General features: G+C 64.5%; 21 protein-coding genes, 1 tRNA gene and 2 pseudogenes. 8 read left to right on the plus strand and 16 right to left on the minus strand.

Going from position 1 to position 23,203, the window contains the following annotated elements; genetic code table 11:
- Nucleotides 1-32 precede the first annotated feature (32 nt).
- Together TX88_RS21990 and TX88_RS21995 are read left to right on the plus strand one after the other, a co-directional pair.
- On the plus strand, nt 33-1,166 hold the full coding sequence (locus TX88_RS21990; protein WP_044520015.1) for an AfsR/SARP family transcriptional regulator: 1,134 nt from the start codon (nt 33-35) through the stop codon (nt 1,164-1,166).
- Nucleotides 1,163-2,020, plus strand: a complete 858-nt coding sequence (locus TX88_RS21995; RefSeq protein WP_049925276.1) for a serine hydrolase — start codon at nt 1,163-1,165, stop codon at nt 2,018-2,020. The genes TX88_RS21990 and TX88_RS21995 overlap by 4 nt, the downstream gene beginning before the upstream one ends.
- Here TX88_RS21995 and TX88_RS22000 read toward each other — a convergent pair.
- Together TX88_RS22000 and TX88_RS22005 are read right to left on the minus strand one after the other, a co-directional pair.
- Nucleotides 2,008-3,444 carry a serine/threonine-protein kinase gene (locus TX88_RS22000; protein WP_044520016.1) on the minus strand — a complete coding sequence of 479 codons (1,437 nt, stop codon included), beginning with the start codon at nt 3,442-3,444 and terminating at the stop codon, nt 2,008-2,010. The genes TX88_RS21995 and TX88_RS22000 overlap by 13 nt on opposite strands.
- 84 nt (nt 3,445-3,528) lie before the next feature.
- Nucleotides 3,529-3,987, minus strand: coding sequence for a lipoprotein LpqH (locus TX88_RS22005; protein WP_044520017.1), 459 nt, complete (start codon nt 3,985-3,987; stop codon nt 3,529-3,531).
- 73 nt (nt 3,988-4,060) lie between these two features.
- Between TX88_RS22005 and TX88_RS22010 the strand changes: the two genes are divergently transcribed.
- Nucleotides 4,061-4,696, plus strand: a complete 636-nt coding sequence (locus tag TX88_RS22010) for a VOC family protein (protein ID WP_049925278.1) — start codon at nt 4,061-4,063, stop codon at nt 4,694-4,696.
- A gap of 10 nt (nt 4,697-4,706) precedes the next feature.
- Nucleotides 4,707-5,303, plus strand: a complete 597-nt coding sequence (locus TX88_RS22015) for a hypothetical protein (protein ID WP_044521648.1) — start codon at nt 4,707-4,709, stop codon at nt 5,301-5,303.
- Between the two features lie 15 nt (nt 5,304-5,318).
- Here TX88_RS22015 and TX88_RS22020 read toward each other — a convergent pair whose 3' ends face one another.
- A complete protein-coding gene (locus TX88_RS22020; RefSeq protein ID WP_084622062.1) occupies nt 5,319-5,951 on the minus strand; it encodes a cutinase family protein in 633 nt (210 codons plus the stop codon).
- Nucleotides 5,952-6,101: 150 nt separating this feature from the next.
- Here TX88_RS22020 and TX88_RS32880 point away from each other — a divergent pair, with 150 nt between their 5' ends.
- Nucleotides 6,102-6,965, plus strand: coding sequence for a CDP-diacylglycerol diphosphatase (locus TX88_RS32880; protein WP_049925280.1), 864 nt, complete (start codon nt 6,102-6,104; stop codon nt 6,963-6,965).
- Between the two features lie 110 nt (nt 6,966-7,075).
- Here the strand turns inward: TX88_RS32880 and TX88_RS33470 are convergent.
- The 7 genes and pseudogenes from TX88_RS33470 to TX88_RS22055 form a co-directional block, all read right to left on the minus strand.
- Nucleotides 7,076-7,463, minus strand: a pseudogene (locus TX88_RS33470) (nitroreductase family deazaflavin-dependent oxidoreductase).
- A gap of 328 nt (nt 7,464-7,791) precedes the next feature.
- Complete coding sequence (locus TX88_RS22030) at nt 7,792-8,694, minus strand: hypothetical protein (protein WP_162563199.1); 903 nt, start codon at nt 8,692-8,694, stop codon at nt 7,792-7,794.
- Nucleotides 8,695-8,747: 53 nt separating this feature from the next.
- Nucleotides 8,748-9,839 carry a DUF262 domain-containing protein gene (locus tag TX88_RS22035; protein WP_209447084.1) on the minus strand — a complete coding sequence of 364 codons (1,092 nt, stop codon included), beginning with the start codon at nt 9,837-9,839 and terminating at the stop codon, nt 8,748-8,750.
- A 194-nt stretch (nt 9,840-10,033) separates the two neighbouring features.
- A pseudogene (locus TX88_RS33475) lies at nt 10,034-10,357 on the minus strand (tyrosine-type recombinase/integrase); the annotation flags it as partial.
- Nucleotides 10,358-10,407: 50 nt separating this feature from the next.
- The gene (locus TX88_RS22045) at nt 10,408-11,616 is read right to left on the minus strand and encodes a hypothetical protein (RefSeq protein ID WP_044520020.1); all 1,209 of its coding nucleotides are present in this window, start codon (nt 11,614-11,616) and stop codon (nt 10,408-10,410) included.
- Between the two features lie 391 nt (nt 11,617-12,007).
- Nucleotides 12,008-12,084 (minus strand) — tRNA-Leu (locus TX88_RS22050).
- A gap of 69 nt (nt 12,085-12,153) precedes the next feature.
- The gene (locus tag TX88_RS22055; protein WP_244438569.1) at nt 12,154-13,176 is read right to left on the minus strand and encodes a zinc-dependent alcohol dehydrogenase family protein; all 1,023 of its coding nucleotides are present in this window, start codon (nt 13,174-13,176) and stop codon (nt 12,154-12,156) included.
- A gap of 138 nt (nt 13,177-13,314) precedes the next feature.
- Between TX88_RS22055 and TX88_RS22060 the strand changes: the two genes are divergently transcribed.
- The 3 genes from TX88_RS22060 to TX88_RS22070 all read left to right on the plus strand — a co-directional run bounded on the left by TX88_RS22060 (nt 13,315) and on the right by TX88_RS22070 (nt 17,108).
- Nucleotides 13,315-13,701, plus strand: coding sequence for a nitroreductase family deazaflavin-dependent oxidoreductase (locus TX88_RS22060; RefSeq protein WP_244438571.1), 387 nt, complete (start codon nt 13,315-13,317; stop codon nt 13,699-13,701).
- Between the two features lie 213 nt (nt 13,702-13,914).
- Nucleotides 13,915-14,622, plus strand: a complete 708-nt coding sequence (locus TX88_RS22065; protein WP_409365890.1) for an ABC transporter ATP-binding protein — start codon at nt 13,915-13,917, stop codon at nt 14,620-14,622.
- Nucleotides 14,623-14,711: 89 nt separating this feature from the next.
- Entirely contained in the window at nt 14,712-17,108 is a 2,397-nt protein-coding gene (locus TX88_RS22070; RefSeq protein ID WP_244438645.1) for an ABC transporter permease, read from the plus strand.
- Here TX88_RS22070 and TX88_RS22075 read toward each other — a convergent pair.
- The 6 genes from TX88_RS22075 to kdpA all read right to left on the minus strand — a co-directional run bounded on the left by TX88_RS22075 (nt 17,095) and on the right by kdpA (nt 22,942).
- Nucleotides 17,095-17,718, minus strand: coding sequence for a class I SAM-dependent methyltransferase (locus TX88_RS22075; protein WP_044520023.1), 624 nt, complete (start codon nt 17,716-17,718; stop codon nt 17,095-17,097). The two genes, TX88_RS22070 and TX88_RS22075, sit on opposite strands and share 14 nt — an antisense overlap.
- A complete protein-coding gene (locus TX88_RS22080; RefSeq protein ID WP_044521668.1) occupies nt 17,715-18,287 on the minus strand; it encodes a DUF4389 domain-containing protein in 573 nt (190 codons plus the stop codon). The genes TX88_RS22075 and TX88_RS22080 overlap by 4 nt, the downstream gene beginning before the upstream one ends.
- A 10-nt stretch (nt 18,288-18,297) precedes the next feature.
- Nucleotides 18,298-19,488, minus strand: coding sequence for an FAD-dependent oxidoreductase (locus TX88_RS22085; RefSeq protein ID WP_044521675.1), 1,191 nt, complete (start codon nt 19,486-19,488; stop codon nt 18,298-18,300).
- Nucleotides 19,489-19,613: 125 nt separating this feature from the next.
- On the minus strand, nt 19,614-20,345 hold the full coding sequence (locus TX88_RS22090) for a type III PLP-dependent enzyme domain-containing protein (RefSeq protein ID WP_244438573.1): 732 nt from the start codon (nt 20,343-20,345) through the stop codon (nt 19,614-19,616).
- 119 nt (nt 20,346-20,464) lie between these two features.
- Nucleotides 20,465-21,196 (minus strand): hypothetical protein, encoded by a 732-nt coding sequence (locus tag TX88_RS22095; protein ID WP_044520024.1) that lies wholly within the window; start codon nt 21,194-21,196, stop codon nt 20,465-20,467.
- Nucleotides 21,197-21,283: 87 nt separating this feature from the next.
- On the minus strand, nt 21,284-22,942 hold the full coding sequence (gene kdpA, locus TX88_RS22100; protein WP_044521686.1) for a potassium-transporting ATPase subunit KdpA: 1,659 nt from the start codon (nt 22,940-22,942) through the stop codon (nt 21,284-21,286).
- Nucleotides 22,943-23,203: the final 261 nt, after the last annotated feature.

Consider the following 23,203-nt stretch of genomic DNA (forward strand, 5'->3'; position numbering starts at 1 on the left):
GCGGACCGCGCCGAACACCGGGAAGGCTTGTGATGAGCAGTACTCGTCTCGGGTTCGGTCTGCTGGGTCCGCTGCAGGTCACCGTGAACGACGCGCCCGTCGCTGTGGGTACGCCCAAACAGCGCGCGGTGCTGGCATTCCTGCTGATCAACCGTAATCGGGCGATCAGCACCGAATCGCTGATCGACGCTGTCTGGGACGGCGAACCGGTGCCCGCGGCCCGCGCCACCATCCACACGCACGTCTCCAACTTGCGTCGCCTGCTCGGCGGATCCGAGCGGGACTCACAACCGGCGCTGGTCAAAGCGGCTCCCGGCTACCGGCTCAACGTGGCTGCCGGCGACTGCGATCTGGACCGGTTCATCGCCGAGAAAAGTGCCGGGATCAACGCTGCCGCGGCCGGGCGGTTCGAGGCAGCCGGCACGCACCTGGCCGCAGCGTTGTCCCAATGGCGCGGAGACGTCCTCGAGGATCTGCGCGGATTCCGATTCGCCGATACCTTCGCCGCGGCCTTGACCGAGGACCACGTGCTGGTACACACCAGCCGTGCTGAGGCCGAGATCGCCTGCGGGCGCGCCGCGACCGTCATCGCCGATCTCGAAGACCTCGCCACCAAGCATCCGTACCGCGAACCCGTGTGGGCTCAACTGATCACCGCCTACTACCTCGCGGAACGGCAGTCCGATGCGCTGGAGGCCTACCGGCGCGTCAAATCGGTGCTGGCCGAAGACCTCGGCATCGACCCCGGGCCCACCCTCAGTGCGCTGCATGCGCGGATCCTGCGTCAGGAGCGCCTCGATATCCGGCAGGCCGCCATGGCCACCGCGGCGCGCACCGTGAGCGCCGGACGCACTGCGGCCAGCCGGGGTTCGACGGCCGCCGCGCTGCGCGACGCGGCAGGGCGTCGGTATCCGTTGCGGCCGAACGTCACCCGGATCGGGCGGCTGCCCGACAACGACATCGTGCTCGACGATGCCGAGATCAGCCGTCACCACGCGGTGATCATCGACACCGGAAGCAGTTTCGTGATCACCGATCTGCAGTCGGCCAACGGTGTGCAGGTGCGGCAGGAACGCATCCACCCCAGTGCCACCGTCGGCGACGGTGACCACATCCGCATCTGTGGCCGTGAGTTCACCTTCGAACTTCAGAGCGCTGCGCCGTGACATCCATTCGCCGCGGCCGGCTGTGGACCCTCATCGCCGTCTTCGCCGTGATCGCGCTTGCCGCAGGGGTAGTTATCGGGACTCAGCTCGGCTCCCGCGAGACCGCACCGAAGCGCTCCACAGCTGCCACGTCACTGGCCGCGGAGTTCGCCCAGCTGCAGCCCCAGTTACATGCCGTGGTGGGCATCGCGCTCAGCGGGGTCGGACCCGGACAGCAGCCGATGACCTTCGGCGAGTGGCAGAGCGGCCCCGCCTGGTCGACGATCAAGGTGCCGTTGATCATCGCCGCGCTCCGCGAGGAGGAGCCCCCGCGGGTCACCGAGGCCATGACTGCGGCCATTACCGAATCCGACAATGCCGCAGCGGAATCGATCTGGGAGAGCCTGGGCACACCGGCCGACGCCGCAGGGAAAGTCGAAGCAGTGCTGCGGCAGGCCGGCGATCCGACGATCGTCCAATCGCAACGGGTGCGCCCGGAGTTCAGCGCCTCGGGGCAGACCGACTGGCCGCTCGCGGATCAGGTGAAGTTCACCTCGGTTGCCGTGTGCGACAACGAGAACGACCCGGTATTCGACCTCATGGGCCGTGTCGAGTCCGATCAGCGCTGGGGCATCGGGATGATCGCGGACAGCCGGCTCAAAGGCGGCTGGGGACCGTCACCGACGGGTGGGTATCTGGTTCGCCAGATCGGTGTGCTGACCACCCCGACGGGAAGGGTCTCGGTGGCGTTGGCGGCGCTACCGAACTCGGGGAAGTTCGAGGACGGAACCGCGACACTCACCACGATGGCCAACTGGCTGAGCCAACGTCTGGGTGCCCTGCCCGCAGGACACTGCCCGGCTCACCAGAGATAGACGCGGGCGTTCTTTCCGCCGGTGCAGGTGATCCAGCTGTCGCCCGGGGACTGCTGGCAGTGCATCAGGAAGTTGGAGCCGTCGCACAAGGCGCCGGGCACCTTGCCGCAGTCCACGGCGCCCGGCGCCGACACCGCGCGCGGCAACGGACTCGCGTTGCCGTATTCGGCCCAGTACGACGTCAGCACGCTGTTGGTGAAAAGGCATGAGGTTTCCTGGGTTCCGCGTCCGGCGCGGCTGCCGAACCCGGTGCCGGTGGTCACCGCGAAACCGTCGTCGCACGACTGGTGCAGACTGCTCTGATCGGGTCCGGTGACCAGGGGCGGCAGCGGTCCCCCGCCGTGCGCCGGGTCCCCCGCCGACGCCGTGGCCGGTGTATCCGCGGGCTGGCCCGCGTTCTTGACGAGCATGCCGATGACCACGCCGATGCCACCGAGGATCAGCGCGGCGGCTACTGCGATGACGGTCGGCAGCACCCAACTGCGCCTGCGCGGTTCGGACTCGGGAACCGGCGCGGGGTGGTCGGGCACCGGACTGTAGACGGGCGCGGCAAGGGTCGCCGCGACGCTCGGCGCCAGGTGTGTTGCGGTCGCCGGTGCCGAGCCGGCCTGCAGCGCCCGCTGCGCGGCACGCCCCAATCCGCCTGCGGTTCCGTACCGATCGTCGGGATCCTTGGCCATGCCGCGCGTGATCACATCGTCGAAAGTCGCGGGGACGGCAGGATTCGTCGTGCTGGGTCGCGGGGGCGGTACGGAAACGTGGGCGGCGAGCACGCTTTCCAGATCGTCACCAGGGAACGGCACATGGCCGGTCAACGATTCGTACAGCACACAGGCCAACGAGTACGAATCGACCGCGGATGTCACCGTCTGTCCGGTGAACCGTTCGGGCGCCATGTAATTCAAGGTGCCGATGCGGCTTCCCTCGGTGGTCAGATGGCTGTCCCCCTGGCTCTCCGCGATGCCGAAGTCGACCAGGTAGGCGAAATCGGCCGGGGTGACGATGATGTTCTGCGGCTTGATGTCGCGATGGATCAATCCGGCGGTGTGTGCCGCGTCGAGCGCGGCGGCGATCTGGGTGACGATGGCCACCGCCCGAGCCGGCGCGAGCGGTCCGTGGGCGATCAGATCCGACAGCGTCGCACCCTGCACCAGACGCATGTCGATGTACAGGTTGCCGTCGATCTCACCCCAGTCGTGGATGGGGATGACATGCGGCTCCTGTAGGACCGCGGCGGCGTGGGATTCGCGTTGGAATCGGGTGCGAAACGTGGTGTCGTGGGAGTACTGGTCGGCGAGGATCTTCAGGGCGACGGTGCGGTTCTTTTCGGTATCGAAGGCCTCGTACACCTCCCCCATTCCGCCCCTGCCGAGCAGGCGCGTGATGGAGTACTTACCGAACGTCGTGCCGACGCGCGAATCCACTGCCGATCCCCCTGGTCGTTCGTTATAGACGCAGTATCGCCTGTGGGACCACCGGATGCAGAAAATTGCCGACCTTCCGGCCGGTCAGGGACTCCCGATCGCGGGCACTGTGTCGGGTGGGCCCTTTGGCCCTTGGTACCCGGGGCAGGCTATCTCGATCTTGACCTGGCGCCATCCCGGCCCCTCCTCGGCAGGCATCCGTCCGCTGATCGTGTAGACGTCGTCGACCTTGATGGCCGTCATTTCCTGCGAGTCCTTGGCGAAACCACTGCCTTCGGGGATATGGAAGCCCACCGCCGTCACGACCAGGCGATGTGTCGTCGCCAGCATCACCCGCACGCTTCGTCGGTGATTGGTCGCCGACGGCGAGGCATAGATCAGCAGGTTGCCGTCAGGGAACCGGGTGCAGGTGACCTGCGCGGTCAGGGAGTGGACGTCGCCGTCGATGACGATCTTGACGTCGGACAGCCCTGCTCCGGGCGCACACCCTGCCAACAGTGCGATCGCAGCCGCTGGCGCCGCGATACCGACCCGGGCACGCATCTGTGCAGTATGACGAAGAATTAGGTAGCCGACTACGCTACGCAGCCGACATACCACGCACGACACTTCAAGGATGAGCGAGCAGGGTATGCAGGGCAGCGAGGCCAGGGACGGGAACCGGCTGGCACCGGAGTACCTGGCGCACTGGGTCGTCAAGACTGCCCGCAGCGACGAGGTAATCGCTTGGTATCGCATGGTGTTCGGAGCTCGCGTCGTTCACGAAGATTCGAAGATCGCATTCTTGACGTGGGACGAGGAAAGCCATCGCCTTGCTCTGGTCAAGGTCCCGCGGTTCCTCCGCTTCCTCTTTCCGCTCGCCCGGCTGCGCCGCAAGTTCTACGGCATCGACCATCTCGGCTTCACCATCGGATCCTTGGAACAGTTGCTGTCGACCTATGAGCGGCTCAAGCAGGCCGGTATCACGCCGGTCTGGTCGATCAACCACGGTCCGACCACCTCGTTGTACTACGAGGACCCGGACGGGGTCAGACTCGAATTCCAGACCGAAAACTTCGCGACGGCGAAAGCGACCGCGGACTACTTTCTCAGCGGTGCGTTCGCCGAGAATCCGATCGGGGTCAACTTCGACCCTGACTATCTGCTTGAACGGCAGCGCAGTGGCACCGACCCGGCCGAGCTCCGCCGGCAGGGAGCTGGCACCCGCCCCGGCACCACAGTGCGGCGTGCACTGACGTGGAAGACGCTTTGAGGTGGCACACATGAAAATCGGCAACTCGATGGTCAGGCCGACCTGTGTGGTCGGCGTAATGGTGGCCGGCGTGTTCGCACCGGCGACAGGCTGCGCCGATCCGTCTCCCGCGGCCCCGGCCGCCGGTAGCTCGGTCACGCTGCAGGACTTGCTATCCGCACCGGTGCCGGCGCTGTGTCAGCACGACCCGGGAAAACTGGTGAACGGGCAACTACCGCCGCAGGATTCGCATCCCGGTTCGGTGAGGATCGCCCAGAGAAACGATGAGACAGACCCGAGTTACAAGGTCGCGTTCGGCAACCTGACCGGCGGCGCCAACACCGATGCCGCGATGGTGACCGACTGCAGCGCCGGTGGGGTGCCCTGGCCCGAGACCGTGCAGCTCTACACGGCCGGGCCGACGCTGTTGGGCGGGGTAAACCTGGGCGACCTCACGCACAGCCGCGAGGTCGTGACCGACCTGTCGATCAGTGATGGTGTCGCGCACGTGAACTGGCTGGCCAACGGTCCCGACGATGGCGAGTGTTGTCCCACCATCAAGATGGCCGCCGATCTGCGGTGGGACGGTTCCACCGTGAGCGCCCAGAACGTCCGCAGACTGAACTGAGCGGCGCTCGTGCTGTCAGAGCTTGCCGGCGGCGAAATCGGCTGCCTGCGCGACCTTTCCGGACTGCACGTACGACACGTGCGCACCCATGTCCCAGCCACCTTCCCAACAGATCGGGTCGGCTTCGTTGCACTGGTCGATCGAGTTGGCGGCGTACTGCGGCGCCAGCGTCGGCAGCGGCATCCCGGAAGCCAGGAGGCCCGAGAAGCTGGTGCGTGGCGTACCGAACAGTGCGGTAGCCGCCACGTGATCGGCGGTCTGGGGAGTCGCTGCGGTGGTGGCCTGTTCGATGACGGCCGCGCCCTGCGAGTAGCCGCCCAGCACCATCTTCGTGTTCGGGCAACTGGCCGCGATGGACTCGATCAGCGACCGCGCCGCGTCGGTGCCGGCCGGGGTGCTGTTGTGGAAGTCGTTGTTGGCCGGGTAGTCCACCGCGGTCCCGTCGACGGTGCGCGGTGCCACCCGGGCCCGCAGGTCGTCGACAAACGGACCACCGACACTGCCCAGGCCAGGCGGTTCATTGGTGCCGCGGGCGAACACCACCTGAACATCGGGGCACGGCGCCGCCGCGGCCGGCGCGGCTGTGGCCATCGGGACAGCTGCGGCGAATGCCGCCAAGGCCAGGATCAAAGCAGGCTTGCTGGTCATACCGATCGATCGTAGGACCGCCGGCGCCGTTCCCCCGATCGGTGGACACGCGATTCCGCCGATTCATGGCCTGACCAGCGGACAGACGTGGCGACTCGCAAACGGGATGGTGTTTTCAACACACCAACACCGATCGAGGGGAACACCACAATGACCACCAACACCACCAACCGCATCGGCTTCTTCCGCCGCACCGCACTCATCGCCGCAGCGGTGGCCGTACCGGCAATGGGACTCGCCATCGCGCCGACCGCCGGCGCGCAGGCCGCCGATTTCGGACCGTGCGGAAACGTGCACGACAACGTCGACCTCTGGAAGGACGTCAAGTACGCCACGCCAGCGCACAAGGACGGCGCCATCGACGTCGTGTTCCCCGGCGGGGACAAGTCCCGCGGCTACGCCGTCCGGCAGGGACACAAGCCGGCCCAGCTGACGGACCTGCTGGTGATCCCGACGGCCCGCGAGACCGGCATCGAATGCGACAACCTGTTGGACGCCGGCGCTCCCCACTACTTCAAGGACGCCTTCGAGCAGGCCAGCATCCTGCCGCCGGGCAACCAGGGCCAGGCTCCGGATTGGGCACTGGGCATCAACTCCGCCGACAACCGCGGCCAGAACCAGCTGCACATCCACGTGACCCTGCTCGACCCCACCGCCCGCGCCGATATCGACCAGGCCGTCAAGAACCACAAGGTCACCAAGGACGAGAAGGCCTGGAAGACCTCGGTGATCGGGGTGCGTGGCCACACCGAGAAGGGCCCGATCGAGACGAGCCCCCGCGGCTACCGGGCCTGGAACACCGACAACATGGACCAGAACTTCTTTGCGGCGCTGAACACCCAGATCGTCGCGCCGCTGAAGAAGGCGGGCGCCGATGTGGGCATGAACAACGAGACCCTGCTGATCACCAAGAACCACCAGGGCCCCGGGTTCATCGTGCTCGCCAGCGATGAGAAGTCCGGCATGACCCCGTTCGGCGTCAACAACATCGAGCGGCTGCTCGACAAGGGCTGACGCTGCCCCCAAGCCCAACGGCCACCCGAGTACGGGTGGCCGTTGGTGTGTTTGGTGTCAGGTGACGCCGGGTTTGTGCATCCCAGCGCCAAGCCCGTGAGGTGCGGAAGTCAGCGCGCAATCGTCAGCAACAGAGATGCCTCGTTGGTAGGGAAATGCTCTGTAGAGCAATCGGGAACGTGGCGCGACGAGTGGTGCAGCCTCGACCTTGCTCACCACCCGTGGGTTGGTAAGCACGACAACTCGTCCCCGCTTGTGCAGCGCTTTCGGTCCCCCGGCCAGCACGTTCTTCAACCAGTCCGTCTGCGAGCCGTAGCCGACGAGGATGGCGTGGCCATCGTGGGTCTTGAACACCAACAGGGGCGTTCGATACCGCTTACCTGACTTCCGCCCGAAATGCTCGAGCGTCCCGAGGCTCGGAAGCCACGGCGTGATCGCGCAAGCCAGCGGATTGGTCACTCGCTTGTTGAAATGTGCGATTCGTCGAGGAACGCGCATTCTCGGAGTCTAGGTGCTGATCGAGGTCGGTGAGAGCGGCGCGGTCGGCTTGGCCGTTTACGCAGGCCGTGCAAGCCGCAACGACGCCCGTGCCCCCAGTCTGACTCGAACCGACACTTAGCGGATTTTAAGCGCGAATTGGCTGCGATTCGACAGTAGCCGCAATGCTTCGCCGCGACCCATCAGAGTATACAAAGCCCATTCAGACGGAATTGAACCGGTGCGGACGATCCGTTAGCGACTGCAGAATCTGTTTGCTCATTTGGGCAAGCTGGCGAAAGTTCGCTGACGCGGCGCAGACTTGGTTGCGTTTGATTCGACTCGAGAATCACGGAAAAGGATGACGACCATCTGCGAGGTGCCAACCGATCAGTTCGCCGACTGACCCCAGGACGGCGACTACGTCGCCAGGCGAAAGGCTCGCGAGCGCATGTTGCACAGCCCCGGAACGCGTGGAGAAGTACTTGAAGGGCTGCTGATTCTGAGTCAATCGGCACCATCGGTTGTTCCGTAGGCCGGCATAGTGGATCGTAAGGTTCCCAGCAAGTTGCACCTTGCTGGCGTTGTCCGGCGTCACAACGTTATCAGCGAGGCGTGTCATCCCAGCGCTGAAGACGACATCGAAGGCAAAGCAGAGCGGGACGGCGAGGCCCAGAATTTCGATCAAATCGGAATACTCGATTGGGTGCCCGCCGTGCGCGGCGGCATTCCGCTTCAAGCTACATGTCAAGAACCTTCCCTGAATCGGTAGGCCAACATTACCGATGCGATCGAGCACACTTTGCATCTGCCCCCACGGGTCCGCGATATGGAGGCTGCCAAGCGCCGTAGTGATATCCGTTACCGAAACATTCGAACCACTTCTTAGTAGTGAATACTCGTGAATACTGAACTGTTGCTGATTATCGGTGCTCGCGACGGCTCCGGCCACCGTTCGTATGATCTGCATCTGGTTTGGCTTGTCGTAGCCAGCTTCGCGAATACCATTCTTGATGGCATCGACCACGGACGCCTTTTGAATGCCCGGCGGAAGCTGTCCAAAGTTTAGCGTCGAAATCTGCGCGAGATTCTGGAAATGCTCTCTGACACGTTCTTTCAGATAGTCTTCAATTCCATTGAAGGCCACGACGTACAATCCGCGACGAAGAAGAGCGGCGGTAAGATTGTCACTTTGGTTGACTGGACCGGGAGCTAAGCGGCGCAGTGCATCTGACTCCGCAGCACGGCGCATTCCATCGATGTTATCAAGAAAATCGTTTCTCGCACCACCCATTACCGCGGGACCTAACGCCCCGAGGTAAAATTATCTAGACACTCAATAGTTTTCTCGATGCGATATCGGACCTTGGCGGGGTTATTTGTACCAGTCCGTATCGCTTCATCAAACCTTGCATCACTGAACAACTTCATGTATTGCACGATGAACTTGTCTCTGCGGCCAATGATTGCTTCCAACTGCTTGCCAGGAAACGAATCCACGGCAATCATCTGAGCGTCGAACAAAGCGCTGAGCGTCTGGTTTCGCCACTGCCCGCGCTCGAACCTAAGGAATGCATTCTCCTGAAATATTTCTTGACACGCCCCAATGGCATTATTGAACTGCGCTTCCTTTTGCCTCAAGAATTTGGCATCGGGATCGCGATTTTCGGACATGTAGGAGTTCATTGATGTTCGGAAATCGCCACTGAATTGCCGCCAATAAGCTTCGATAGTAAAGAAGCGAAGAACGTACTCGACGTCCTGCATCGTCATGTAGTTACTTGAACGAGTTGTCGAGATTTTCAGCCTGTCACGCAGAAACGGGTTCCTCGAAAGGCCGATAAGCAGATCATTGAATGCTCCGCGAAACAGGACATTTCGAATCTCTTGCGCATTCAACTCTTCGCCACCAGAGTTTAGACGGTGAAATACCTCATACTTTGTTTCCGGATCAGACTGCCTCAAAAGAGTAACGACACGAATGTACGGCCGCACACGCAGGGCATTAGCAAGTTCAGCTGGCAGATCCGAGAACCTTAGCCCTTCGATTTCTTGGAACCGGCTAAGATTTGTTAGCACAAGATTCTCAGACATGAACTGACTTATCGACGTTATGCGCTGCTTTCCGTCGATCACCGAGTACCGACCGAACTCTTCTTCCGCGAGGTAAACGGGCGGTACTGGGATATTCAATAGGAATGACTCGATCAAAGCGGACGACTGAGCAGGGCTCCATCGCTCGCGTCGCTGGAACTCAGGCTTTACATCAATCGAACCAGACGAGACCATTCCTGAAACGGATTCGAGCGATAAGTCTGAGGATTGAAGTACCAGGCTCCGTTGGGCTTCATCGAACCGCTTCGCGATGTCGCGGGCTCGCGACGGCGTAATAGCCAACGTTGGCTGTCCTTCCTGATGTTCCAATGTCTAGTTGATCGGGGTAGCGCACAACCAAGAGGACCAGTATGCGCTAACGATGCGTGTTGACGTGATGACTCGCGCCTCCGAGTGTGGCGAGCCATCGCAGCCTATAGACCGAGTTGCGCCTGAATGATGGCCAACGGATCGATCGCAGCGTCCGGCTAAGCCTGCTAGCCCGCGCGGTTCGACAACGATGCCAGGTTGTCAGCGAAAACCGTTCCCCGCCCAACCTTCGGCGCGGCCGGCTCGTCCTCATTGATGTGGTCCGCGTACGTGGTCAGGGTGAGGACGTACGTGGAGTGTCCCAGCCACTTGATCACCTGCATGTAGCGCTCCCCCGCGCTGAGATTCATGGTGGCGAAGGTGTGGCGCAGGTCGTGGAAGCGAACGCGTCCGAGCCTGAGAGCTCGGCATGCTGGTTGCAAGTAGTGCTCGTACAGAGCGGGAGATATAGGGGCAATACGCTGGACTAAAAACCGGCGATCGGTATTAGGCGGAGGTAACGACGATGACAGCGAAGCTCAAAATGCAGCTAGGCGTAGGCTCAGCCGTCGTCATCGAGAGGTGACTTGTATCTACCTACACGTGTGTTACTCCACCCTCCGATCGCGCTGTCCAATTGACGATAAATGTTGTAGTCGAAAGAGACTAACTCATTCGGCACACCTTCAAATCCACCCCACTCATCGAGATCCTTGTCATCAACATGGTGGACCGCATAATTGAACTTGTCATAGAGTGGCGGCGCGTTATACAGGAACCAGAAATAGGGAAAATCTAACGGAACTGACGCAGCCAGGCCGCGGATATCACCTGTTCCCGCATCGTGGATGTACATCTGCGGCGCAGCCTCGAACAGAGCTGCTATTTCATTCAGAATTCCAGCGAGGCAGAAACATACGTAGAGAGCAGCTAGAAGAATTGCTGAGCCCGTATACTCCTCCTCCATCCCAATGGCTGTCCTCCCGCTAAGAAAATTGCTGCGCACATGCAGGTTCCGAGCGGCCTGATGAGTCGGATGTAGGAACTTTCCGAGAAATGTGTAATGCGCTTCAATTCGGGCGCGAACGGTCTTATCGGCGAGCTCATTTAGCTCCAGATTCTGGAGAAGTGCGTCATAAGACAGGTAATGACGGTAAAGCGCAGCCGTTTCTCTCCGCCGATCTTTCTGGACCTTTCTGATATCAGGGCCTGGTTCGTAGTATTCAAAGTAGTCTTTATCATTGAGTCGCATGGACTCCGGATGAAACTCCTGAAACTGGAAGAAGTGGTACGGAATTGAGATTCCTTCGCCACCATCACCTTCACCTCTAAGGCCTTCGAATACGTGCATGAGATGTCGCGCGGCACGTGGATACTTTGCAATATAGAGAGGGCCAGCCTCACTAGTCTTCTGCTGTTCCGCTAGTGCGACCTTCTGGCGCTCAAAGTACTCAGCGAATTCCTGTGGCGTCTTAGTTTCCAGGTTCTCCAATTGAAAGTACTTGTGCCCTCGGCAAAGCAGCATGAGCAGGAGATAATGCTCAAGCAAGGACCGTTCCAGTCCCAACGCGTCAGCGATCTTGCGCCTATCGATCAAATCAAGGCACGAGTCTGCCGTTTCGAAGCGAAAATTCGCGTAGTCAATTATGTCGCTATACATCGTATTGTAGGTGTCGGCAAACTCGATCTTGTCATACCACTCCAGGTAAGCGCCAAGCATCTTGCGTGAGCGTTCGTTTACTCTCTGAATTTCGTCCTCGATCGACCTCATCGTTGGATTATAAAGAGCAACAACGACTCTCGGACATGGTCACCTAACAACGCCAGCTCTAGCCGGACGAGCTAATGCGCCTGCTGAACGTCGGGGTCGCTACCTTCGGCACGGATCGCTTCGCGCTCTACGTCATCCATGCATTGTTAGACGCACGTAGCTCGCCGCGTCCAAACAACGTGGACGAAATTGAGCGCCAGGCCCTACGGGCGTGGACCCTGACAGACCCGACGTGCAGATGACCCTTGATCTTGTCCGGCTCGTGCTGGCCCTGTTGGGCACCGAGTCGCACATTGAGCCGTACCGCTGTCACTCCCCTGTCAGGGGACCAGCCTTCAGGCAGATCAAGCCCACCTCAACGGACCCAAAAGCGACTTCAACTGCACAAATGTGGTGCCCCCAGTCGGACTCGAACCGACACTTGGCGGATTTTAAGTCCGCTGCCTCTGCCAATTGGGCTATGGGGGCGTCGCACGAGAGCATATTTCAGGGCGATTTGCCGCCATCAGACCGCCCTGAGTACACCCGAGTTATCGATCAACCCACCTCGACGACGATCTTGCCGAACGGTCCGCGATCGAGCTGGTCCAGCGCCGCCGGCAGATCGTCGAACGTATGGCGCGCACCGATCACAGGTTTCGTCCCCGTACTGTCGATCGCACTGACCAGATCGCTGAGCGCGCGCCGGTGCCCAGTCCCGATACCGTGAATTGTGATGTCTTTCATCAGGATTGGCATCACCGGTGTCGAGACCTCGAACCCGTCGAGCGCCCCGATGAGATGGATGTGGCCACCGACTGCGACGACTTGGGCGGCCTTGCCAAGATGCGCGCCCCCGACGAGCTCCAGCACATGGTTCACGCCGCGATCGCCGGTGATGGCGAGGATGGTTTCGGCCCAGTCCGCGCTCCGTCGATCCACGACATGGTCGGCGCCCAGCTGGGTGACTCGGTCCAGTTTGCCCGCACTGCCCGACACGATGACCTCGGCGCCGTGCATCTTCGCGATCTGAACTCCGAACAGGGCGACGCCGCCGGTACCTTCGACCAGCACGACGTCGCCGGCCCGCACACGCCCGCGTTCGACCAGCGCGAACCACGCCGTGAGGCCGGCCACCGGTAGCGTGCTGGCCTCCTCCGGTGACAAGGTCCGGGGAGCCCGGACAACCCAATCCTGCGGCAGCACTACGTATTCGGCCAGTACCCCGGGGTAGAAACCGCCGAGCGTCCAATACGAGGGCGTGCGCGCGTCACCCGCCCGGGCGCCGTCGATCCAGTCCGGGGTGAACACCGAGATCACCTGATCGTCCACGGCGAACCGGGTCACCGAATCCCCAACCGCGACGACGGCCCCGGCGAGATCGGATCCGGGGGTGAAGGGGAATTCCAGTGGCAGGCCGCGCCCGGTGTCGATCACCATCTTGTCGCGATGGTTCAACGCAACCGCGGCCACCTTAATCAGGACCTCGCCGGGGCCCGGTTGCGGGACGGCCACCTCACGCAACCGGAGCGCGTCTCGGCCGATTCCGTCCATCTCCCAGCGGCGCATGATTTCAGCCATGCGGTGCTGCAACCAGGCCGGAGATGGGCATATTCCCGGGGATGCCGGACCGGCCACCGGAACTACGACCCGCGCTGAAGGGGTTGCGCAGGTTTGGTTGAATGTGTCCCAGGGTTGGGACAGCGACGGGGGCCGCACATGCCAAGCAGTATCGCCAATTCGATTGCCGTAGTTGCCGAACGGATCGCGGCGGCACTCGGACCACGGGCGATGCGGGTGATCGCCCACATCAACAAGTACGTCACCAATCCGCTGCAGCGGCTCTGGGCGCCATGGCTGCCGTACATGGCCGTCATCGAGCACACCGGCCGGAAGTCGGGCAAGCCGTACCGGACCCCGGTCATGGCGTTCGTCGACAGCAAGTCCGTCTCGGTGGTGCTGAACTACGGCGAGCACTCGGATTGGGTGCGCAATGTCCGGTTCGCCGGGTCCGCGCAACTGGTGCACCGGGGCAGGCGCTACCGGCTCACCACCCCCGCATCATTCCGGCGACTGACCAGAAGGCGCGGTTGGTCGCCACCCTGACACCGGTTTCTACGCCTGGGTCGTGAAAATCGGGGCAGCACGGCCCTGGTGTCGAAGGCGGCGCCGTGGCCATGGTGGAAGCCCGCTCTGACTGCTCGATGCCACCGAGCGTGCGCAAAACGCGCCGAGTCGGGGCAGCAGCCCGCACGTTCGCCCAGATAGGCGACATCACCCGGCGTAGGCTGCGCATATCCCGACTCCCGGGAGGCTGCGATGCCCGAACTGGCCATCGAACTGCGCGACGTGGTGCGCGAGTACAAGGTCGGCGGTCAGATAGTGCGCGCCCTCGACGAGATCAGCCTCCAGCTCAACGGCGGGCAGTTCGTCTCGATCATCGGCCCCTCCGGCGCAGGTAAGAGCACGCTGCTGCACCTGCTCGGGGCGCTGGACTCCCCCGATTCCGGCTCGATCACTTTCGACGGCGAGGAGATCGGCCGCTTGGGTGATGAGCAGCAGTCGGCGTTCCGGCACCACCGGGTGGGTTTCGTCTTCCAGTTCTTCAACCTGCTGCCCACCCTGTCGGCGTGGGAGAACGTGGCCGTCCCGAAGCTGCTCGACGGGGTCCGGCTCGGCAAGGTGAAACCGCAGGCCGTGGAACTGCTGGACCGCGTCGGCCTCGGCAACAGAACCGAGCACCGCCCGTCCGAACTCTCCGGCGGCCAGATGCAACGCGTCGCGGTGGCCCGGGCCATGATGATGAACCCGCCGCTGATCCTCGCCGACGAACCGACCGGCAACCTCGATTCGACGACGGGCGCGGCAATCTTGGCCCTGCTGGGCGAGGTCGCCCACGAGGAGGGTCTGGGCCGGCTGGTGGTGATGGTGACCCACAATGCCGACGCCGCAGCGGCCACCGACCGGATCATCACCCTGCAGGACGGCCGGCTCGGCTCCGACGAGATGTCGGTGGTGCCAGGGTGAAATTCGCGGCCGCGGCGAGTCGGCTCCGAGTGTTCAGCCTGCGCGAACTCACCGTGCACCGGCGGCGCACCCTTGCCTCGATCGCCGTAATGGCCGTGTCGGCAATGTATCTCGTCGCGATCCTCGGCATCTTCGGGTCGATCACCGGATCGGTCAACCGGCTCGCCGATGGCGTCGCCGGCGTCGCCGCGCTCGAAGTGTCGGGAGTCACCGACGCGGGATTCCCCGACGCCGTCCTGGCCGACGTCGCCAAGGTCCCCGGCGTCGCGAGTGCCGCGCCGATGATCCGGATGACCGCGCCCACCGCGACCGAACCGGTGCTGCTGTTCGGGGCCGATGACCGCAGCCGCGCCTTGGAAGGCGCGCTGAAAGATGCCGTGGGAGTGGACGTCCAATCCCCGACGGCACAAGAGGGCGTCCGCGTCGGACCCGCCGTCGGTCACGCGAAAGGCGAGACGTTCCAACTCGGCTCGGGATCGGTCACCGTCGCCGAGGTCCTGGAGGGCAAGCAACTCGCCGACCTCAACGGCGGTCACTATGTGCTGGCCCCGCTTCCGTTGGCGCAGAGCGTGACGGGACGCCTCGGCCAACTCGACTCGATCCTGATCACCACCACCCCGGACGCCGATCTCGACACGGTGCGCGAGCAGGTCACCGCCGCCGTGAACGGCCGAGCCATCGTCGCGGCACCGAACCTGCGGGCCGCCCGGGCCGGTGACGGCGTCAAGTTGATGAACTACATGGCGCTCATGGGCGCGGCGGTCGCGTTGGTGGTCGGCGCGTTCTTGATCTACACGACGATGACCATGGCGATCGCCCAACGCCGCCCCGTCATCTCGATGCTGCGTGCGATCGGCGGCCGACGCGCGACCATCGTCCGCGACATGCTCGCCGAGGCCGCGATCCTCGGGCTGATCGGCGGCACCATCGGGTCGCTGCTGGGAATAGCACTGGGCCGCATGGCGATCGGCCGGCTGCCACCGACGGTGACGCAGGGCCTCGAGGCCCGCATCGAATACTGGTTGCCCAGCTACGCGATCCCGGTCGCGATCGCGGCCACCGCGCTGACGAGCCTGGCGGCATCGGCGATGGCCGCCCGCCAGGTATACAAGGTCTCGCCGATCGAGGCACTGGCACCGGTCGGGGCGTCGGCCGCGGACAACGTCCCGCGCTGGCTGCGCATCGCCACCGGAATCGCCGCGGTTGCCGTGCTCGCGGCGTCGATCCTGGTGGTGTTCTACCTGCCGGGTTCCATGGCGTTCGTCGCGATCGCCGCCCTGTTCACCGCGCAGATCGCCCTCGGTTTCGCGCTGGCCGGGTCCATCGTCAAGGCCACCGCCGCGGTGGCGCGCCTGTTCGGTTCGGCCGGTGCCCTGGCGGCCGCGACGGTGGAACGCGCCCCCCGGCGTGTATGGGCCACCGTGATGACCGTGCTGATCGCCGTCGTCACGACCGTGGTGATCACCGGGACCAACAACGACATGATCCGGTCGGCGCGCGACGTCTTCGCACCGGTCGCCGACGTCGACGTCTGGGTGAGCGCCAACTCACCCGACCAGTACCCCACCGACCCTCTGCCGCAAGGCCTTACCGACAAGGTCACCGAGGTGCCCGGGGTCGGGCATGTCACCGAAGGCTCCCTGGGCTTCGCCGTCGTCGGCGGCACCCGCGTCATGCTCGACGGATTCGCCCCCCGCAGCCACGACGCCCTCTTCCGCGCCCTCGACGACCGCGTCCGCAACGACGTGCTCGCCGGCCACGGCGTCGTGCTCTCGCAGAACCTGGGCAAGACCCTCGATGTCCGGGCGGGCGACCAACTGGAGTTGCAGACGCCGCACGGCCCGCAACAGACGACCGTGCTGGCCCTGGTGCCGTACTTCTCCACGGTGATCGGCACCGTCGGAATGGGCCTCGACCAGATGCGCGCCTGGTTCGACCGGCCCGGCGCGACGACACTCCAGATCACCGCGGCCAAAGGCACCGACCCCGACCGCCTGCTGGCCAACATCCGCCATGTCGTGCCCGCGCCGAACCACACCTATGACGGCCGCACCGCGCTGGCCGGTCTCGAAGCGCCGCTGCACCAGAGCATGCTGATCGCCAACGCGGTGTGGATCATCGTGGTTTTCGTCGCCGCTGTGGCCCTGCTGAACACACTGACGCTGTCGGTGCTGGAACGGCGGCGCGAGATCGGGGTCCTGCGCGCGATGGGATCCAGCCGCCGCTACACGCTGGCCATGGTGCTGGCCGAGGCCGCGGCCATCGGCATCGTCGGCGGTGTCCTGGGACTGATCGTCGGGCTGGTCGATCAGTGGCTGTTCAGCCTCGTCAGCGGGGACATCATGAATTTCAACGTCACGTTCCGGCCGAGCGCGATGGCGCTGGTCTTCACTCTCGGTGCACTGGCGATCAGCCTGCTGGGCTCGCTGCCGCCGGCACGACGCGCGGCGCGGCTCAACATCATCGAGGCCGTCAGCGTCGAATAGTCGCGACTCCCTGCAGATGTGGTGTGCACGGAGGCGGCACCAGTGTCCGCCGGGTACTGCGCAGCCCGCTGGTGTCGAACCCGGCTGCGGCGATGGCGTCGACGGTACGACGATTCGGCTCACAGCCCGATGACAACCACGCCCACGGCCTCGCGATCAGATCCTGGAACCGCCCCATCAAACCCTCACCGCGCACATGCTCGAGCACGACCAACCGCCCATCGGGGGTCAGCACACGCCGGATCTCGGCGAGCGTGGCGGCCACATCGTCAACCGAGCACAACACCAGACCCACGTGGACCGAGTCGAAACTGCTGTCCGGGAACGGAATCGATTCCCCCGCCCCGGCGACGACATCGACGTCGACACCGTTGCGCCAGGCCAGCGCACTGGCCATCCTCCGCATCGCGGGATCGGGCTCCACCGCCGCGACGGACGTCACCGCGTCCGGCACGAACAACAGATCGGTTCCCGGCCCGACCCCGATCATCAGCAACCGGCCCGTCGCATGACTCATCGCCGACCGGCGGTACCGTCGGTAGAACAGCCTGTCGAACACCGCCATACCGAGCCGATACACGTACGGGAACAACGGGTTACGGTGCCTCAATCCGAGCCCCCCAGATCCAATCGGAACGGTGGGTACTCGTCGGTCATCAGCGACACGTACGCGGCGACCCGGTAGCGCCACCGCACCATTCCCATCAGGAAGTCGAACATGCTCTGCGAGACCGTCCCCCGGACCAGCAGCCGCACCGCGGAGATGACGCAAAGTACCTGCAGCGGGGCCTCCATCGCCCAGCACATGATGATCTGCGGCAGCGCCAGCAGCCACGACTTCACCAGCACCGCCCCTCTGGAGAGCTGCTCGGGATAGTCCACCTGGAGGTCGCCCGGATAGTCGGCCTGGGCTTTGAAAGTGAACGGCGGGTACTGGTCGGTCGTGTTCATCGGGAAGCGGTAGTTCATCACCCGCCACGACCAGCGCAGCACCCCGACGTTGAAATCGAACAGCGGCCGCGGATACCGGCCGGTGAACAGGATCGCGATCCCCGCCGCGAACACCACCAGCGGGTACACCAGGTACAGACCGATCAGTATCGGGTAGTGCGGCACCGCCAGCACGCACCATTTGACGAGCCACAGCCGGCTCGACGGCGCGTCGATCGCGCCGCGCACCCGTACGGGCTCAGCGGGCATGTTCGTCACTGCCGGACGTCGTCGCCCCGGCGAGGTCCCGACTGATACCCGCGGCCATCCGGCGGTGGCTCACCACCCTCAGGAACGTCGCCAGCACCCACGTCATCAGCCGGTCCGGGACCATCGCGGCGGGCCGCAGCACCGCCTCACCGTGCGACACCTGCAGCGAGGCCACCCGGGATACCGCTGCGACGCGGCGTCGGCGGGTCTTCTCGTACCAGCGCAGCGCGCCGGACAGGTCGCCATTGGGGCTGTGGCGGAAATCTGAGATCGCCTTGCACAGCACCATCGTGTCGAGCAGTGCCTGGTTGGTTCCCTGCGCCAGCGTCGGCGGCATCGTGTGCGCCGCATCGCCCAACAACGTCAACGCGCCGTGGCCGGGCCCCGGAATGGGATGGCGGAAATGCGGATAGGGCGAACGCGCGAGGTCAGCGTCGGTCAATGCCGCGAGTACTTGATCGACCAGCTCGGACCATCCGGCGAAATTGGTGCGGATCACGTCGATCGGGCGCTCTGGCCTGACGAAGTCGGGTGACCACGGCAGGTCGAACCACCACTGCACTTCGGTGCCTCCGGCCGGCCACAGGCCGAGGTTCCCGTGCTCGCCGACGATGACGAAGGCGACGCGACGATCGGCTCCGTCCGGAATCGTGGCCAGTCCCTGCCAGCTACACCAGCCCGTCGGCTCTGCGTGCTGTGCGCCGACGATCTCGCGGACCGTGGAGTGCAGGCCGTCCGCGCCGATCACCAGATCTCCCTCCGCACAACGGCCGTCGGCGAAATCGAGGCGAACCCCGTGGTTGCCGTTCGCGACGCCGACCACTTGCGTGTTGCACCGAATCCGTTCAGCCGGAAAGCCTTCCAGCAGTCGTTCGAGCAGAATCCGGCGCGGGACCATCCGGACCGGCGCACCCATCCGGTTCACGATCGCCGTCACGTCGAGGGTGGTCATCGGGCGTCCCGTCGACGTCACCACCCGCACCGTGGACAGCTCCTGACCGGCGCCGTCCATGGCGACGCCGAGTTGCCGCAGCACGGTTTCGCCGTTCGACCAGATGGTGACGGCGCCGCCGCCGGCCCGCACCTCGGGGCGCTGCTCGAACACCGTGACGTCATGGCCGTCCCGCAGCAGTCCCCGGGCGATGGAGATGCCACCCACCCCGGCGCCGACAACCAGGATCCGCAGCGACCGTTTCGGCGCTGGCTGGACGTGGTGCCGGCTCTGGGGCCGTTTTGAGCCCACGTCTCAATTTATGTCCGGTCCGGGGCCGCTGTACAGGTTTGTGCGGTACCGGCCGACCGAGGTCAGCCCCGCTGAGCCGAGACGACCACCACCGGGCGCGGGAAACTCAGCGTCGCGCACGCATCGTCGAGTGTCATCTCGATGGCCCGGCCGAGCTCGGACAGATCCTCAGGACCCGTGCCGAAGTCGAACCCACCACCGCCGATCCACACCCGGGTGAGCACCACGGCGTGCCTTCGTCGAATATCGGCCATCTCGGCGATCAGGTCACCGACCATCTCCGGAAATTCGGTGAAACAGTCCCTACCCGAATCGATTTCGCGATACAGGCCGACGAGGTCGAGCCGAGGACCGTTCAGCACCGCGGCCACCGCGTCGACAGCGCTCGCACCGAGGACGACCCGCTGCCGCCGGTGCCGCACGGCACAGGAAACCAGCAGGTGAACCTGCTCGACGCCGTTGGTCACCACCCGCCCCACCCCGAGATTGGCGCTGCAGAACACCAGTTCGTCAGCGCTGAATCCGTCGGCGTGCACCACCAATCGCATGGGGTGGATACCCGTCCCGATCGCGGTCGCCAGGTCCCCGCTGCTGCGCACCTCGACGGTCAACCCGTGATCGCGGGCCCATTTGGCCACGTTGGTGTCCCGAAGCGCCCTGGCGGGCAGGGCCAGCTCGACGGGATCGAGCGACCGGCACCACGTGGCGCACCGGTGCATCGCCTCATGCTCGGGCGATCGCTCTGGCATCGCCGAAGCCGTCGATGCGGACCACAACCCTGTCGTCAGTGTCACCAGAACCTCTTCTTCACCGCGCCGCGGCCGGATGCCGCATGCGCCTGCTTCGAGCCTTCCGCTACCGCGACCGTCGGACCAGGATATTTGCGGCGTCTTGACGCGCCTGACTGAAACATTCACGCTGCGTTGACATCTCGCGGTAACAATGCGTGCACGGACGGGGCGACCGTCAGCGCAGGCCGGGGGAAACGGTAGCGCGCACATTGCTCCTCAACGACCTCACCGAGCGCGCCGGCGACACGGCGGAGTGCCCACGGATGCAGACCGAACAGGCCGCCGTCCATGCCCGCCAGGCTGATCCGGCTCAGCAGCACCGAATGGCTACGCCGGATCATGGCCATGTCAGCAAGCACCGACCGCAGCGCCCCCAGCCCGATCGGATCATGCGCCGGGTCCGCCGCACAGTGCAGGCCGACGGGTTCGAGCTCACGGTGCTTCAGCACCTCGGCCACGACAGCGGGCATTCCAGCACCCGCGCACACGAACACATGCTCACGTCGGCGCGCGCCGCGAGCCAGGGCTGCGGCCTGCTGACCGGAGTCGACGACAAGCCGCGCGGCCTGTCCCGTACCGGCGCTCGCGACTGCGGCGGCGTTGCGCGGGTGCATCACGAGTTGCGCCGACCGGATTCCTGATGCCAGGGCCAGATTGAGCTCCGCGGCGGTGCGGACATCGACGGTGACACGGTAGCGGCGCATCCAGGCCGCGGCCGGCTCCAAGTTGAGCAACTCGGCGGGGTAGCTCACCGAGAATCCTTTGAAAGCGCTGCGCCACAACGCGCAACGGCTCAACACCGAGGTCTCGTCCAGCAATGCCCTGGGTTGCTCGACGTAATAGGTGGTCACCATCCTCTGACCCTCCCGCCGCCGGAGTACCGCCACCAGGGTCTTTGCGGTCTCTTGACACCGTGTAGCCCAACCTTGACGCGGCCTTGATCACTGCAGCGCGTCGGCGATCGGGCCGACCACCAGAACGGGCAGGTACTCCAGGCCGACGATGAGCAGGGTCGAGGCCAGGGTCAGCACGACGAAGGTCGGCGTGTGGGTCTTCAGCGTGCCGGCGGTGACGACGCCGGGCCGCTGGGCGGCGAAGTTCCCGGCGATGGCCAGGACCGCGATGATCGGCAGGAAGCGGCCGATCACCATCGCGATCGCCAGCGCAACGTTGTACCAGGTGGTGTTCCCGCTGAACCCGGCGAAGCCACTGCCGTTGTTGGCCGCCGAACTGGTGAACGCGTACAGCACCTCGGAGAGCCCGTGCGGCCCGGAGTTGAGCATCGCCGCGCGCTGACCGGGCAGCGCCATCGCGATCGCCGTTCCGACCAGGACCGCGACCGGCAGCGCCAGCAGGTACAGGCTGACCAGCTTCATGTGCCGGGCCTGCAGCCGCTGCTTGAGGTACTCCGGCGTTGTCCCGACCATCAACCCGCCCAGGAACACCGCCAGCAGCACCATCATCACCAGGCCATATAGGCCACTGCCGGCACCGCCGGGGGCCACCTCGCCGAGCATCATGTTCAGCATCAGCACCGCGCCGCCGAGGCTGGCGAAACTGTCGTACGACGAGTTCGCCGCACCGTCGCCGGACGCGGTGGCCGCCTGACCGAACACCGCGCTCCCGGGCACGCCGAACCGCATCTCGGTGCCCTCCACCGGCGCACCGACGGCGTGGACGACGGTGCCGTGCGGCACCGACGTCGCCGCGACGAGGGCCACCGTCGCCAGCACGTACAGCGATGCGACGACGGCGAAGAGCGCCCACCCCTGCCTGCGGTCCCCGACCATCACACCGAAGGTCCGCAGGAACGCCACCGGGATCAACAGCATCGCAACGATTTCCACGACGTTGGTCAACGGTGTCGGGTTCTCGAAGGGATGGGCACTGTTGACGTTGAAGGCGCCGCCACCGTCGCCCGACATCAGCTTGATCGACTCCCACGTGGCGACCGGACCACCGAGCAACGTCTGGCTGCCGCCTGCGATCGTCGAAACATTCTGCGCGCCATGGAAGTTGTTGACGACACCGAGGGTCAACAGGATCAACGTGACGATCACCGACAGCGGCAGCAGGATCCGGACCACGGTGCGCACCAGATCCACCCAGAAGTTGCCGATCTCCTGGTTCTGATAGCGTGCCAGCCCGCGGATCAAAACCACCGCAACGCACATGCCGACCGCAAGGCTCGCGAAGGCCTGCACCCCGAGGCCGGCCACCAGCCCGACGTGACCGAGAGTCGCCTCGCCCGGGTAGTTCTGCCAACTGGTATTGGTCGTAAACGAAATTGCGGTATTGAACGCTAATGCCGGCGTCATGCCTTTATGGCCCCACGGTTCGGGCAAATACACCTGCAAAAGCAACAGCCCGTACAGCAGCAGAACACTGACCGCTGAGAATGCCAGGATCGCGCTCAGGTAGCCCGTCCAACGTTGCTGACCATCCGGCTGCACCCCGACCAGACGGTAGATCACCCGCTCTACCCGCCAATCGGTGCGGGCGGTGTAGACGGATGCCAGGTAGTTACCCAGCGGGACATGCAGAAATACGACGAGGACAGCGATCGCGACCAGCTGGCCCCAGGCCGCCGTTCCCCACAGCGATGGATGGTCGATGTCTCCAGCTCCTTCACGCGCCGACACTCTCGGCACACGGTAGGAACCAGCGCCGCGAGAATTCGACGGCGATTACGCATTTCCTACGCCACAACCGGGCGCTGTTGACACCATCTTTACGCCGCTGACGAGGGCCTCCAGGGGCCCCGGGAAAGAACCCGTAAAGGTCCGGCAGCCGAGCGTAAAGAAGACATAAAGATCGTCGCCGGCCACCTGCAGCAGACGGACGCTTGATCAGTCGCCGAG

It is taken from the genome of Mycolicibacterium septicum DSM 44393 (assembly GCF_000455325.1).
Classification (GTDB): domain Bacteria; phylum Actinomycetota; class Actinomycetes; order Mycobacteriales; family Mycobacteriaceae; genus Mycobacterium; species Mycobacterium septicum.